The 14656-nt window shown below is 59.5% G+C and carries 10 protein-coding genes and 2 pseudogenes; 11 read left to right on the forward strand and 1 reads right to left on the reverse strand.

Annotated elements, in window-relative coordinates:
• The first annotated feature begins 49 nt into the window (after positions 1-49).
• A pseudogene (locus L0Z65_RS05325) lies at positions 50-3697 on the forward strand (vitamin B12-dependent ribonucleotide reductase).
• A 193-nt stretch (positions 3698-3890) separates the two neighbouring features.
• Here the strand turns inward: L0Z65_RS05325 and L0Z65_RS05330 are convergent.
• Positions 3891-5060 carry an MFS transporter gene (locus L0Z65_RS05330; RefSeq protein WP_405111416.1) on the reverse strand — a complete coding sequence of 390 codons (1170 nt, stop codon included), beginning with the start codon at positions 5058-5060 and terminating at the stop codon, positions 3891-3893.
• Between the two features lie 236 nt (positions 5061-5296).
• Here L0Z65_RS05330 and L0Z65_RS05335 point away from each other — a divergent pair, with 236 nt between their 5' ends.
• The 10 genes and pseudogenes from L0Z65_RS05335 to L0Z65_RS05380 all read left to right on the forward strand — a co-directional run.
• Positions 5297-7702: a diguanylate cyclase domain-containing protein gene (locus L0Z65_RS05335; protein WP_405111419.1), complete on the forward strand. Its 2406-nt coding sequence runs from the start codon at positions 5297-5299 to the stop codon at positions 7700-7702.
• 19 nt (positions 7703-7721) lie between these two features.
• On the forward strand, positions 7722-8141 hold the full coding sequence (locus tag L0Z65_RS05340) for an EAL domain-containing protein (RefSeq protein ID WP_405111422.1): 420 nt from the start codon (positions 7722-7724) through the stop codon (positions 8139-8141).
• A 415-nt stretch (positions 8142-8556) separates the two neighbouring features.
• Positions 8557-9303, forward strand: coding sequence for a FadR/GntR family transcriptional regulator (locus tag L0Z65_RS05345; protein WP_405111425.1), 747 nt, complete (start codon positions 8557-8559; stop codon positions 9301-9303).
• Positions 9296-9970: an aminotransferase class I/II-fold pyridoxal phosphate-dependent enzyme gene (locus L0Z65_RS05350; protein WP_405111428.1), complete on the forward strand. Its 675-nt coding sequence runs from the start codon at positions 9296-9298 to the stop codon at positions 9968-9970. The genes L0Z65_RS05345 and L0Z65_RS05350 overlap by 8 nt, the downstream gene beginning before the upstream one ends.
• Positions 9942-10448, forward strand: a complete 507-nt coding sequence (locus tag L0Z65_RS05355) for a PLP-dependent transferase (protein WP_405111431.1) — start codon at positions 9942-9944, stop codon at positions 10446-10448. The genes L0Z65_RS05350 and L0Z65_RS05355 overlap by 29 nt, the downstream gene beginning before the upstream one ends.
• Before the next feature lie 41 nt (positions 10449-10489).
• Positions 10490-11233: an ABC transporter substrate-binding protein gene (locus tag L0Z65_RS05360; RefSeq protein WP_405111434.1), complete on the forward strand. Its 744-nt coding sequence runs from the start codon at positions 10490-10492 to the stop codon at positions 11231-11233.
• Positions 11217-11747, forward strand: a complete 531-nt coding sequence (locus L0Z65_RS05365; protein ID WP_405111437.1) for an extracellular solute-binding protein — start codon at positions 11217-11219, stop codon at positions 11745-11747. The genes L0Z65_RS05360 and L0Z65_RS05365 overlap by 17 nt, the downstream gene beginning before the upstream one ends.
• Positions 11729-12679 (forward strand): carbohydrate ABC transporter permease, encoded by a 951-nt coding sequence (locus L0Z65_RS05370; RefSeq protein WP_040169252.1) that lies wholly within the window; start codon positions 11729-11731, stop codon positions 12677-12679. Before L0Z65_RS05365 ends, L0Z65_RS05370 begins: the two co-directional genes overlap by 19 nt.
• A gap of 9 nt (positions 12680-12688) precedes the next feature.
• A complete protein-coding gene (locus L0Z65_RS05375; protein ID WP_040169251.1) occupies positions 12689-13540 on the forward strand; it encodes a carbohydrate ABC transporter permease in 852 nt (283 codons plus the stop codon).
• 11 nt (positions 13541-13551) lie between these two features.
• A pseudogene (locus tag L0Z65_RS05380) lies at positions 13552-14607 on the forward strand (ABC transporter ATP-binding protein); the annotation flags it as partial.
• Positions 14608-14656 lie beyond the last annotated feature (49 nt).

Consider the following 14656-nt stretch of genomic DNA (forward strand, 5'->3'; position numbering starts at 1 on the left):
GAAAAGGCGTGATTTGTGACAGTGGGACTGCAGAAAAGAGGCAGATGGCATGAAGATTGAACGGAAATTCACTAAATCTGGGCAGGACGCATATGCCGATCTGGAGTTCGTTCCTGCAACGTCGGAGATCCGCAATCCGGACGGCACCATTGTGTTCCGCCTTGAGGGCGTTGAGGTTCCGGCAGGCTGGAGCCAGGTTGCCAGCGACGTCATCGCGCAGAAATATTTCCGTAAGGCGGGCGTGCCCAGCAAACTGAAAAAGCTCCGTGAAAAAGGCGTTCCTGAATTCCTCTGGCGCTCTGTTCCGGCGGGGGACGATGTGGAATTTGGCGGTGAGACCTCTTCTAAGCAGGTGTTTGACCGCCTCGCCGGTGCCTGGTGCTACTGGGGCTGGAAAGGGGGCTATTTCTCCACTGAGGAGGATGCGCGCGCCTATTTCGACGAGATGCGCTTCATGCTGGCGACCCAGCGCGCCGCGCCCAACAGCCCGCAGTGGTTCAACACGGGCCTGCACTGGGCCTATGGCATCGACGGTCCGGCCCAGGGGCACCACTATGTCGACTATAAAACCGGCAAGCTGACCAAATCCGACAGCGCCTATGAACATCCCCAGCCTCATGCCTGCTTTATTCAGTCAGTTTCTGACGATCTGGTGCAGGACGGCGGCATCATGGATCTTTGGGTGCGCGAAGCGCGCCTGTTCAAATATGGCTCCGGCACCGGCACCAACTTCAGCCATCTGCGCGGTGAGGGCGAGCCGCTGTCCGGGGGCGGCAAATCCTCTGGCCTGATGGGCTTCCTCAAAATCGGTGACCGTGCGGCTGGCGCCATCAAATCCGGCGGCACCACGCGGCGCGCGGCCAAGATGGTGATCGTCGATGCGGATCACCCCGATATTGAACAGTTCATCGACTGGAAAGTGATCGAAGAGCAGAAAGTGGCATCCATCGTCGCGGGCTCCAAGATGCATGAGAAGATGCTGAACGGCCTGTTCGAGGCCATTCGCAGCTGGGATGGGGCCGAAGCCGACGCCTATGATCCGGCTGTGAACGACGGTCTCAAGCGGGCCATTCGCGAGGCGAAAAAGGTTGCGATCCCAGAGACATATGTCAAACGCGTGCTGGATTATGCCAAGCAGGGCCACACCTCGATCGAATTTCCGACCTATGACACCGACTGGGACAGTGACGCCTATAGCTCGGTCTCAGGGCAGAACTCCAACAACTCCATCCGGGTCACCAATGCCTTCCTGCATGCGGTGAAGAAAGACGCCGACTGGCAGTTGATCAACCGCGTCGATGGCAAGGTGGCCAAAACGGTGAAGGCCCGCGATCTGTGGGAAAAGGTGGGGCATGCGGCCTGGGCCTGCGCTGATCCGGGAATCCAGTTCCACGATACGGTCAACGAATGGCACACGTGCCCGTCTGATGGCGAAATTCGCGGTTCAAACCCGTGTTCGGAATATATGTTCCTGGACGACACCGCCTGTAACCTCGCGTCGCTGAACCTGCTGACCTTCCTCAAGGATGGGGAGTTCCAGGCCGAAGATTATATGCACGCTTGTCGCCTGTGGACCGTGACGCTGGAAATCTCCGTCATGATGGCGCAATTCCCGTCGAAGGAAATCGCGCAGCGTTCTTATGATTTCCGCACGCTCGGCCTCGGCTATGCCAATATCGGCGGCCTGCTGATGAACATGGGCTTTGGCTATGACAGTGCGGAGGGGCGCGCGCTTTGTGGTGCGCTGACGGCGATCATGACTGGTGTGTCTTATGCGACCTCGGCAGAAATGGCGTCGGAACTGGGGCCATTTGCCCGCTATGAGCAGAACGCCAGCGATATGCTGCGGGTGATCCGCAACCACCGGGCGGCTGCGCATGGGTCGGTTGACGGCTATGAAGGCCTGGCCGTGAAGCCGGTACCGCTGGACAGTGCAAACTGCCCCGATCCGCGTCTGGCAGAACTGGCAATGAGCAGCTGGGATGAGGCGCTGGAGCTGGGCGAGCGTCACGGGTTCCGCAATGCGCAGGCGACCGTTGTCGCACCCACCGGCACCATTGGTCTGGTGATGGATTGCGACACTACCGGGATTGAGCCGGATTTTGCCCTGGTGAAGTTCAAGAAGCTGGCTTAGCGGCGGCTACTTCAAGATCATCAACCGGTCGGTGCCTGCGGCGCTGGAGGGGCTGGGCTATTCCCCGGCGCAGATTGAAGAGATCGTCTCCTATGCGGTGGGTCACGGCACCATCGGCAACGCGCCGGGCATCAACCATACCTCACTGGCTAAGCCATGGGTTTGGCCCGGCGGAGCTGGCGAAGGTCGATGCCGCACTGGAAAGTGCCTTTGACATCCGGTTTGTCTTCAACCAGTGGACGCTGGGTGAGGATTTCTGCACCGGCGTTCTGGGCATCCCGGCAACCAAGCTGAATGACCCGACCTTTGATCTTTTGCGTCACCTTGGCTTTGGCAAAGCCGATATCGAGGCCGCAAATGACCATGTCTGCGGGTCGATGACGCTGGAAGGTGCACCGCATCTGAAGGAAGAGCATTATCACATCTTTGATTGTGCCAATCCCTGCGGCAAGAAAGGTAAGCGGTACCTTGGGGTTGAGAGCCATATCCTGATGATGGCGGCGGCGCAGAGCTTTATCTCCGGCGCGATCTCCAAGACCATCAATATGCCCAATGACGCGACTATTGAGGATTGTCAGAAAGCCTATGAACTCAGCTGGTCGCTGGGGGTGAAGGCCAATGCGCTCTACCGTGACGGTTCCAAGTTGAGCCAGCCGCTGGCGGCGGCGCTGGTTGAGGATGATGACGAGGCGGCAGAGGTTCTGGAAAGCGGCTCGCAGCAGGAAAAGGCCATCACCCTAGCCGAGAAAATTGTCGAGAAAGTGGTCATCAAAGAGGTGGTGAAATCCCATCGCACCAAGATGCCACAACGCCGCAAGGGCTATACCCAGAAGGCGGTCGTCGGGGGGCATAAGGTCTATCTGCGCACCGGCGAGTATGAAGATGGCAACCTGGGCGAGATCTTCATCGACATGCACAAGGAAGGGGCTGGCTTCCGGGCGATGATGAACAACTTCGCCATCGCGGTCTCGGTTGGTCTGCAATACGGCGTGCCGCTGGAGGAGTTCGTGGATGCCTTCACCTTCACCAAATTTGAGCCTGCGGGCATGGTGCAGGGCAACGACTCGATCAAAAACGCGACCTCGATCCTCGACTACGTGTTCCGCGAATTGGCGGTGAGCTATCTGGACCGCACCGATCTGGCGCATGTCAAACCGGAAGGCGCCAGCTTCGACGATCTGGGCCGGGGTGAGGAAGAGGGTGTCTCCAACGTTTCCGAACTGAGTGAGACCGCCGCGACCCGGTCGCTGGAAGTGCTGAAGCAGATCTCCTCCACCGGCTATCTGCGCAAGCGCTTGCCGCAGGAGCTGGTTGTTCTTCAGGGCGGCCAGACAGAGATGCTGGCGGAAGGCACTGATCCTGTCTCTGCCTTGCAATCGCTGGTGCCTGAGACGTCAACCGCGGCAGCGCCGGCGAGTCTCCGGCGGCATGGATGCCCGTACCAAGGCAAAGATGCAGGGCTATGAAGGCGAGGCCTGCGGCGATTGCGGCAATTACACGCTGGTGCGCAATGGCACCTGCATGAAATGCAACACCTGCGGCGGCACCTCTGGCTGTAGCTGAAACGGGCAGGCAACGGAATGATGATCGTCGCGGCACAAGGGGTGTCGCGGCGGTTCGGAACCCGGGATGGGTGCGCTCATCCCGACACGGATCAGGACACAGGCAACGACCTCGGGCGGTAACAAGAACCACCTGATCCGTGCACCTGGAGGGGGAGGCCACTGTGCCTCCCTTTTTCTTGTTTGGTGATGGATCAGCTGCGTCTCAGAACGTGTGAGAATATAACAATAAAAACTGCAAGTGCGGCCAGAATAAGAAAGGCCGCGGGCAGCGATATCAGCTCAGCGGTGACGCCAATCATCGGTGGGCCGATCAAGATTCCGCCGTAGCCAAAGGTTGCAACGCTGGCAATGGCCGCGCCAGCGGGCAGGTCCGGATCGCTGGCCGCGCGGCTGAAGGCCAGCGGCATGACCAGCGCATAGCCGATCCCCATCAGGGCAAAGCCGACCATTGCCGCACCATAGCTACCCCAGCTCACCGCAATCAGCGCGCCAATGCTGGCACTTGCTCCGGCAAGACGGCCTGCTGCGACGGGGCTAATGCGCGCGACGACAAGGTCGCCAACCAGCCGCATCGCCACCATCGCAACGGAGAAAACGGCAAAGCCAAGTGCCGCATCAGCCTCGGTTGCGCCAGTGGTCAGAACCAGAAAAATCGCGCTCCAGTCGGCCATGGCGCCTTCGCCAACTGCGCCGCAGAAGGCAACGAAGCCAACCGCCAGCAAGGGGCCGCGCGGCAGCAGGGACGGTTTGGCAGCACCCCCCATTGGGGCGGGGATCGCCACCCAGGGGATCTGCGCCATATATAGCGTGAGCAGAGCTGAAACACTACCGGCCACGAGGAAGTGCAGTGTGATATCGGCGTTGATCGACGCCGCACCATATCCGGAGAGCGCTCCGAGACCGGCGCCAAGGCTGAACATCGCATGAAAAGAGGACATCATTGGCCGCGCCGCGCGGGCCTCGACTTCGCTGGCCCAAGCGTTCATGGCGACATCCATGCTGCCATGGGCCGCGCCAAAGACAAACAAAGCCGCCGCCAGAAGCGGCAGGGTCGGGGCCAGCGCCAGCAACACCAGCCCCAGAACATAGGCCAGCGCCACCCGACGGGTGACACGGGCCGCGCCGATCCGGTCGGCCGCACGTCCGGCCAGCGGAAATGACAGGATCGCCCCGGCTGCCATCAGCAGCAACAGCAGACCCAGCCCGCCGGGCGTTAGCCCGTGGATCTCCGAGACCGCGGGGATGCGCGAGGCCCAGATCCCAAAAAGCGCGCCGTTCAGCACAAACATTGCCGAGACTGCACGCCACGGGCTGCGCAGCCGAAAGGCTTGGCCGGAATGATCGGAACGGGTTTCAGACACGCGGGATCCTTGGGACGTAGATCGTTATCGGAGTTTTCACGGCAGGTTGATCTGAAATCAGAGCAGACGCAAGCGGCAGTGCAGAGCTTGGTCATTGCGGGAAAATTAGCTCAAAACTCAAGGGATATTTCACGCAGGCTTTGTGGTGGGGCAACAGTTTCTTGGGATCAAATTGCTACCTTTGGGTGAGTTTTGCCGCAGACATTCTGGTCATGGCGATATCCGGAGGGGCTTATATGGCCGAATTTGACACCGCCTGGACGGTCATTATGGCGCTATTGGTGCTGATCCTGCAATGTGGGTTCCTGTGTCTGGAGTCCGGCACCGTGCGGGAGAAGAACGCCGCCAATGTTGCGTTGAAAAACCTCGCCGATATTTGCCTCGTTGGGACCGTGTTCTGGATCGCCGGATTTGGTCTGATGTTTGGCAGTAGCCTGAGTGGGTTGGTGGGTGTGGATGGATTTTTTCCGAGCCTGTCCAATGTGCTAACGGGAACTGCGGGGCATGTGCCGGATCACGTGCATGTCGCCGATACTGACCATGTCGGCGGGCTGGAGGCGCATGTCTCCGCAATGTTCCTGTTTCAAACGGCTTTTGCGGCGACGGCGGCGACCATCGTCTCCGGGGCTGTGGCTGAACGGGAGCGGTTTCTGGGATATATCGCCACCTCCCTGACGCTGGCCGGATTGGTCTACCCGCTGGCCGGGCACTGGATCTGGAACCCCGATGGGTGGTTGCGTCAGATCGGCTTCATCGATTTTGCCGGAGCGACGGTGGTGCATAGCGTCGGCGGATGGACCGCTTTGATTGCAGTGCTGTTTCTGGGTCCCCGGCTGGGCCGTTATGGGCATAAGAACCGGTTCTTTGAGGAAAATTCGATCTCGCTGATGGCGCTGGGGGGCATGCTGCTGTGGATTGGCTGGGGCGCGTTTAATGGTGGCACTGCGATGGTGTCCAACGCGGATGTGGCGCCGATTGTGGCGCGGACCATGCTGTCCGCAGCCGGGGCTGGGGTGACCTCTATCGCGGTAGGGCTGTTGTTGAACGGCCACATCCGCGCAGAGCTGTTGATCAACGGTATTTTGGGGGGGCTTGTGGCCGGGACCGCCGCGATCCATCTGGTGACCGGGCCAGCGGCATTCGTGATCGGCGTTGCAGGGGCGCTGACGGTGATGTTCGTTCGTGACGTGTTGGACGCGCTTAAAATCGACGATGTCGTTGGTGCTGTTCCGGTTCACCTGGCAGCGGGAATTGTCGGGACGCTGGCAGTGGCGGTTGCGGTCCCCTATGAGGCGCTTCCGGCGGGCAGTCGTCTTGGTCAGCTCGGCATTCAACTCCTTGGTGTTGGTGCGGTCGGGGCATGGGTATTGGCCACAATGGCGCCGCTTCTCTGGATGTTGAACCACCGCGGTTTGTTGCGCGCCAAGCCGCGGGATGAGGTGCGCGGGCTGAACCTTGCGGAAAACAACCAGCGCAACGCGCTTTTGGAACTGCTGGAGGATATGAAACGGCATCAAAGATCAGGCCGGTTCAGCCAGCGCGTGCGGGTAGAGCCATCGACCCGGCTTGGTGCTCTGGCGTATCGCTATAACCGCGTGCTGGATCGTGTGGAGACCGAAATCGCCGAGCGGATTGACGCCCTGCGGCGCGAACGCGATATGCGGGCCATTGCCGAAGACGCGTTTGATGCCATGTGTGAGGCCCAGAAGGAAAGCGCCTGGGCAGCGCGTCATGACAAACTGACCGGGATCGGCAACCGGAAATACCTTGAAGATTTCCTCGCCGCGCCGGTTCGGGTGCCGGGGGAGGTGACGCTGGTGATGGCGCTGGACCTGGATCGGTTCAAGGAGATCAATGACACCTACGGCCACGCGGCAGGGGATGCCGTGCTTCAGGTTGTGGCCCGTCGGTTGTCGGGACAAATGCGGGATGGTCGGGATTTTGCCTTTCGCATCGGGGGAGATGAATTCACAGCCTTTGTACAGGTCTCGGACAGGGGTGCTGGGGCGGAGGAGATGTGCCAGGATCTGGCGTTTAGCCTATTGGAGCCGTTTTATTATCAGGAGGTGCATCTGCGGTTCGGCGTGTCGGTCGGATTTGCCGTTATGGAACCGGGGGAGCCGTTGAAATCGACGCTGCGGCGTGCCGATCTTGCGTTATATGAGGCAAAGTCCTCAGGATCAGACCGTGTGGTGGCCTATAACGATGCGATCGGTCAGGCCCATAGCGACAAGATGAACTTGATCCGCGATTTCCGAGAGGCTTTGGAGCGCAATGAAATCACCGCGCTGTTCCAGCCGCAGATTGACGCAAAAACCGGTCGCCTTATCGGCTGCGAGGTTCTGGCGCGCTGGCAACACCCCCATCGTGGTCTGTTGACGCCGGACGTGTTCCTGCCCATCGCCGAGGAGATGAATTGCAGCGCAGATCTCGATATGGCGATCCTCGATCTGGCCCTGCAGGGGTATTGGGAACTGCACCGTCAGGGTATTGATTTGCCAGGTATTTCGGTCAATGTTTCTGCGGCCCGTCTGGCTGATCCGCAATTGATCGCGGAATTGCAAAGCCGCGATGACATTCCAGGCGGTGCGCTGACCTTTGAACTGCTGGAGACTGTGTTTCTGGATCTCGATCAGCGATGATTACGCGCAGAAGATCGCCATGCTCAAGGATCTGGGCATCAGCATAGAGATTGATGATTTTGGGACCGGTCATGCCAGCATTGCCGGTGTGCTCGCCTTGCAGCCTGACCGGCTCAAGATCGACAGGGTTTTTGCCAGTGAAATTGATCGCAAACCGGCGCGTCAGGACCTGATGCGCGGGCTGATAGACATGGCGGCCAGTGTTGGTGCAGAGACCGTCGTTGAGGGCGTTGAGACATGGGAGGAGGCCAGTGTGCTCACTGCCCTGGGCGCAGATGTGTTGCAGGGCTATGTGATTGGCCGCCCGATGGCGTTCGAGGATTTGCTGCACTGGCATAGCGCCCGCGAGGGGCAGGCGGATGCGGTTGCCGCGCCCGATGGGGCGCCTGACAAGACGTCGGACCGGGATAAGGAACGTTCCCTGCGCAGCACAGGATAAGCGGGCCCTGGTGCCTTATGTTGGTGGTGCGGTTTGAGGTCGCCGGTTGGTGTTGCCGGTCTGTGTTGCCGGTCGCTGTAGACAGCCGCGCCCTAATATGGGCCCCGGCCGGGTGATCGCCCCACAAGGATCAACGCATGAACCGACGGGTTTCTGCCGCCTCCGGGGCAGGACAGTGGTTGGTGATGGCGATGACTAACCTATGTCGAATCGCGTCGTCCGTCTCTTGATCGGTGGCCTTGCGGCGGCGGGTGACACCGCAAGGGTCGCGATGCGCCATCGGGTGTCAGAGGAGTAAGACTATGACATTGTTATATATTATATTGTCCTACAATAACATTGATAATGTCGGACAATACTGACATGCTTTTCTGAGACGGGTTCGGCACAACGCCGATCCAAAGAGAGGCAGAGCATGGCAGCGCGTGATCCGAAACAATTCAGCCACAGCATGGCGCCACTTCCGGCGCGCAGCAGCAGCCGCGATGTTCTGGAAGCTTTAACGCATATGATTGAGGTGGAGGGACTTGGCATCGGTGATCGGCTGCCACCGGAGGTCGACATTGCCCGCCAGCTTGGGATTGGTCGCGCCAAAGTACGTGAGGCGCTGACCGCCTGGCAGAACATGGGCATTGTGACCCGCAACAAAAAAGCCGGTACACGGCTCGCCACTGAGGTTGTCTCCAACGCCCTTCACCTGCCCGTGACGCTCAAGCTGGAGGCAGAGAGCCTGCTGCGGACCCACGCCGTGCGTCGCCCGCTTGAGATCGAAACCGTACGCCTGGCGACGCGCAATATCACGCCGCAAAGCGGTCGGATCATCATGGGGCGCGTGGGTGAGTTGATTGCGATCCATGGCGCCGGGCAGGACTGGCGCGCGGCGGACTATCGCTTTCACGAAGCCTTGCAGGAAGCCTGCGGCAACCCGCTGTTTGGTCAGCTGATCCAGCAGATCCAGCATGGCTTCAACGAGGTATATGAAGCGCCGTTTGGCAAACCGCATCTGGGCGAGGCGTCGATCCCGCTGCACCTGCCGCTCGCCGAGGCGGTGGTCGCCGGTGACGAGAGCGCTGCGGCTCAGGTCATGGAACGCATTCTGGATATGGTCGAGGCGGAGATCCGCGAGTCGATGCAGTCCATGGTGGAGGGGCGCAATGACTGAGGGGGCGGATCTGGCGACATTGATGGCGGCGGTCATGGACGACGGAAGCGGTGCGATCACGCCGCCGATTGTTCAGACATCGCTGTTCAGCTTTGACAGCTATGAGGCATTTGAGGACCGGATGGCGGGACGCAGTGACGCTGCGATCTACACGCGCGTGCAGAACCCGACGGTCGCCGCGTTTGAGGCGCTGATGGCCAAGGCGGAACAGGGGGAGGCGGCGGTTGGCTTTGCCTCTGGTATGGCGGCGATTTCGTCGACGCTGCTGGCCTTTGTCAAACCGGGGGACCGGATCGCCTGCGTCGAGCATGTCTACCCCGACAGTTATCGGTTCATGGAACGGATGCTGCGACCATTTGGGGTGGAGATCGACTATTACGCGCCGCATCAGCTGGAAGAAGAGCCGGAGCTGTTGAACGGGGTGCGCCTCGCTTATCTCGAAAGCCCCAGCTCGGTCGTGTTTCAGCCGCTGAACCTCAAGAAGGTGACAGCCCATGCCAAACGGCACGGCGCATTGACGATGATCGACAACTCCTGGGCCAGCCCGGTGTTTCAGAAACCGCTGACGCAGGGTGTTGATATTGTTCTGCATTCCGCGTCCAAATACATCTCGGGCCATTCCGATACAGTGGCTGAGCGTGGTGGTTGCGGAGCAGCAGCATATTGACCGGATCCGTGATCTGACACTGCCGCTCCTGGGCGCCAAACTGGCCCCGTTTGAGGCGTTTCTGCTCACACGGGGCCTGCGAACCCTCGCTGCCCGGATGCGTCAGCATCAGGCCACAGCGACGTTGTTTGTTGACCGGCTGGCCGCGCTGCCACAGGTGCGCCGGGTGCATTCTCCGGGGCCGAACGCGGTGCCGGGGCTGACCGGACGTTCGGGGCTGATGGCGGTCGAATTTGACGACAGCGTGGATATTCCTGCGTTTTCCAATGCGCTTCGCCATTTTCGGCTGGGCGTCAGCTGGGGCGGATTTGAGAGCCTGATCCTGCCAGCCCGTGTCGGGCTTGCACAGATTGGCGAAGAAAATTCGATGCAGCGTTTTGGCGTTTCGCCGAACCTCGTTCGGCTGAACCTCGGGCTGGAGGAGGCCGAGGACCTGTGGGCGGACGTCACATCTGCCCTCGCGACCAGCACGGTCTGACAGGGCCGTGTGCACCGTCACACGACAAGGGGAAGGACAAGATGAAAAAATTTCTGACAGGGATCACCACGGCAGCGATGCTCATGGGAAGCGCCGCTTATGCGGAGACAACGCTGAAGCTGGTCGAAGTGATCACCAGCCCGGAACGCACCAAGGTTTTGCAGAGCATCGTTGACGGCTATGAGGCCGCGAACCCGGATGTGACGGTTGAGATCATCAGCCTGCCGTGGGGACAGGCGTTTGAGAAGCTGGCCACAATGGTCGCCGGTGGTGATATCCCGGATGTTGTTGAAATGCCGGACACCTGGCAGGCCCTTTATGCAGGCTCCGGCCAGCTGGCCAGTCTGAGTGATCACGTCGCCGACTGGGAGCATGGTGCCACCCTAACAGAGAAGACCGTCGCCATGGGCAGTCAGGCCGGGGATCTCTATATGATCCCTTACGGGTTCTATCTTCGGGCGATGTTCTACAACAAGAATCTGCTTGCCGAAGCCGGGGTTGCGCCGCCGGAAACCATGGCAGACTTCATGGCCGCATCGGCTGCTGTGTCCGAACTGGAGGGAAAATCAGGCTACTGCCTGCGCGGCGGTCCCGGTGGAACCAACGGCTGGGTGATGATGGCGGCCGCCATGAACGGCACCAATGATTTCTTCACCGAGGATGGCAAAAGCCGGATGAATGAACCCGGCTCGGTTGAGGGGATCCAGTTCATGCTTGATCTCTACCAGAACGGTTACGCGCCGAAAGATGCGGTCAGTTGGGGGTTCAATGAGATCGTGGCTTAGCTTTTATTCCGGCACCTGTGCGTTTCTTGATCAGGACCCGGACGCGCTGATCGCGATTTCGGAGCGGATGCCTGCGGAGGATTTTGCGGTGATCCCGATGCCTGTCGGCCCTTCAGGGAAGGCGTTCCCGACCATCGGTTTTGCGGGCTGGTCGATCTTCAAGGCAACAGCACATGAGGACAAAGCCTTTGATCTGGTCGCGGCCCTGTCCGCGCCGGAGGCCAACGGCACGTGGGCGAAACGCGTTGGTGTGATCCCGGTTCACAAAGGCGCGGATCAGGATCCTTATTTCCAGACCGAACAATTCGAAGGCTGGTTCAAGGAGCTGAATGGCGATCAGTATGAGCCCACAACCATGCCGACCTATCTTGAGAAATGGGGCTATTTTGCCAGCACGGTGGTTCTGGAAACCAGCCAGGAAGCACTGCTGGGGCAGCGCAGCGCTCAGGATCTGGCGGATGAATGGGCAGAATTCCTGACCGACGAACACGCCAAATGGCAGGCAAAGCAGTGATTGCGCGCGCCAAAACAACCGTCGTGTCCGGGGGAACCGGGGCACGACGCTCGCTCTACTGGCAGTATATGGTGGAGCCGTTTCTATATCTGTCGCCGATGATCCTATTGATCGGCAGCGTCATGTTGATGCCGCTAATTGTCGGAATTTCCTATTCCTTTCAGTCGATTGAGCTGCTCAATCCCTTTGCTACCGGTTGGGTTGGCTTTGAGAACTATGAAAAACTGTGGAGTGATCGAAAGTTCTGGATCGCGCTGGAGAACACCGTCTTCTGGACCTTTTGGTCGATCTTCTTTCAGTTCTTCCTTGGGCTTGGTCTGGCGATGCTGCTGAATACGCAGTTCTTCGGTAAAAAACTGTTCCAAGCGCTGGTATTCCTGCCTTGGGCGGTGCCCACATTTCTGTCGGCTTTGACTTGGGCTTGGCTGTTTAACCCGGTGATCGGACCGATCCCGCATTGGTTGGCCGCCCTTGGCGTGCTGTCTGAGCCCTATAATATTCTGGGTGATCCTGATCTGGCGATCTGGGGACCGATCACCGCCAATATCTGGTTCGGGGTGCCGTTTTTTGCGATCACGCTGCTGGCGGCGCTGCAATCTATTCCCGGCGAGCTGTACGAAGCGGCAGAGATCGATGGCGCGACGCCTTGGCAGAGCTTCACCAAGATCACGCTGCCGTTTCTGGCGCCGATGATTGCCATCACGGTGATGCTGCGCACCATCTGGATTGCGAATTTCGCGGATCTGATCTTCGTGATGACAGGCGGTGGTCCGGCAAATTCGACGCAGATCCTGTCCACCTATATTTTCACCACGGCGTTCCGCAAATTGGACTTTGGCTATGCCTCGACCATTGCGGTGGCGCTGCTGATCATTCTGCTGGCCTATGCTGTCATCCTGCTTTGGATGCGCAAGCGGCTGGTCAAGATCTGAGGTTCTCCCATGGGTTCTGTTGCACGCTCAAACAGCCGCCATCCGGCACTGGCGTTCGGGAAATATGCGGCCATCGCCTTCTATCTCGGCTTTGCGCTGTTTCCGCTGTACTGGCTGATGAAAATCGCAATCACACCGGATGCGCTGATCTTCTCCGAGGGCACGCGGATGCTGCCCTCGGCAGTGACGTTCGAGAATTTTGCCACGGTTCTGTTCGAGACTGAGTTCCTTGCCTATTTCCGCAATTCACTGACAGTATCGCTGGGGACTGCGTTCTTTACCACGCTGATTGCTGCCGGAGCGGGTTATGCCTTTTCGCGGTTTGTCTTTGCGGGCAAGCGGATCATCATCGCAGTGATGCTGATCACCCAGATGTTTCCGCTGTTGATGATCATTGCACCGATCTACAAAATCGTGGCTGACCTCGGACTGCTGAACTCACTCACCTCGCTGATCGTGGTCTACACCGCGTTCAATATCCCCTTTGCGACCTTCCTCATGCAATCCTTCTTTGACGGGATCCCGAAGGATCTGGAAGAGGCTGCGATGATGGATGGGTGCTCGCGGTTTCAGGCGTTGCGCACGGTGGTGTTTCCACTGACCCTACCGGGGCTGGGGGCAACACTTGGATTTGTCTTCACCGCCGCGTGGTCGGAGCTGCTGTTTGCGCTGATGCTGATCTCGAAGAATGACGCGATGACCTTCCCGGTCGGGCTGTTGACCTTCGTGTCGAAATTCTCGGTCGACTGGGGGCAGATGATGGCGGCCGGAGTGCTGGCGCTGGTGCCAAGCTGCCTGTTTTTCATTTTCATACAACGCTACCTCGTGCAGGGCCTCACGTCCGGCGCGGTCAAGGGATAGGGGGCCGGATCATGGCACGGATCGAACTCAGAGATGTGGCGAAACGTTATGGTGCGGTTGAGGTGCTGCGCGATATCAATCTTGATATTCAGGACGGTGAGTTCATCGTTCTTGTGGGGCCATCGGGCTGCGGGAAATCTACGCTGCTGCGGATGATTGCGGGGCTGGAGCCGATCACATCGGGTGATTTTGAGATTGACAGCCAACGGATGAATGATGTCCGTCCGCGTGACCGCGATATTGCGATGGTGTTTCAGTCCTATGCGCTCTACCCGCATATGGATGTGGCACGGAATATGGGGTTCTCCATGGAGATCCGCAAAAATCCCGCCGAGGCGCGCCGCTCCCGCGTTGCCAAGGCAGCGGAGACACTGGGGCTGTCATCCTTGGTTGATCGCCTGCCCAAGGCCCTCTCGGGCGGTCAGCGACAGCGTGTTGCGATGGGGCGCGCGATCATCCGGGATCCCCGCGCGTTTCTTTTTGATGAGCCGCTGTCCAATCTGGACGCTGCACTGCGTGTTGAGATGCGGCTGGAGATTGCCCGGCTGCACAAACAACTGGGCGCCACGATGATCTATGTGACCCATGACCAGGTGGAGGCGCTGACCCTTGCCGATCGTATCGTGGTGTTGAACGGCGGCGATATACAGCAGGTCGGCTCGCCGCTTGAGCTTTACGAACGCCCGGCCAACAAATTTGTCGCGCAGTTCATCGGCTCCCCCACAATGAACATTCTGCCGGTGTCCGGTGCGGCCTCTGGCGTGATGGCGAGCAATGGGATGATGCTGACGCTGGATCATCTGCAGGACACCGCTGCAGCGGTTGAACTGGGCATCCGGCCAGAACATCTGGATGTGGTGGAGCCGGGTGAGGGGCATCTGACCGCCGTTGCCGATGTGGTGGAGCGTCTGGGCTCTGACACCAATATCTATGCCAAAGTTGACGGGATTGGGCCGCTGATGATCCGCAAGCACGGCAATGTGCCGGTGCGAAGTGGAGAGCGTCTGGGCTTGCGCCTGCAGGCCCAAAACGCGCATATCTTTGATGATCGCGGCATTGCCCTCAGGCTAAGCAGCCTGAGCCGCTGCGATCACGACCCTGGCAGCAAAAGGAGAG

Origin of the sequence: Phaeobacter sp. BS52 (genome assembly GCF_045040595.1) — a bacterium.
GTDB lineage: Bacteria > Pseudomonadota > Alphaproteobacteria > Rhodobacterales > Rhodobacteraceae > Phaeobacter > Phaeobacter piscinae.